At 62.4% G+C, this 386-nt stretch carries 1 pseudogene; it reads left to right on the top strand.

What is annotated here, in order from left to right:
* Nucleotides 1-49: 49 nt before the first annotated feature.
* A pseudogene (locus tag EP376_RS23140) lies at nt 50-386 on the top strand (UMUC-like DNA-repair protein); the annotation flags it as partial.

The following is a 386-nucleotide window of genomic DNA, read 5'->3' as shown; positions in this document are numbered from 1 at the left end:
GTTGAAGGCCGCAATTCGCGAACAGGTCGGATCGGAGCTGCGCTGTTCCGTGGGCATCGGGCCGAACCACCTGCTTGCGAAGATCGCGGGCAAGCTCGAAAAACCGGACGGGTTGCAATGGCTTGCCCCGGAAAACATGCCCGACCGTATCGCGCATCTGTCGCTTGACGATCTGCCGGGGATTTCGCACGGCATCAAAGCCCGGTTGCAGCGTGCAGCCGTTTGGGGCGTCGCGGAACTCTATGCGCTCGATCCTCGCCACGCCCGGCAGATTTGGCGCTCCGTCGAAGGTGAGCGTTTCGTTCGAGCCTTGCAGGGCATGGAGATTCCGCTCTTGCCGACGCAGCGAAACGGCTACGGCAACTCGAAGGTTCTCGCTCCGCAGT

It is taken from the genome of Alexandriicola marinus, assembly GCF_004000435.1.
Classification (GTDB): domain Bacteria; phylum Pseudomonadota; class Alphaproteobacteria; order Rhodobacterales; family Rhodobacteraceae; genus Alexandriicola; species Alexandriicola marinus.
Note: the sequence above shows the minus strand (reverse complement) of the source record. Positions and strands in the feature narration are given on the sequence as shown.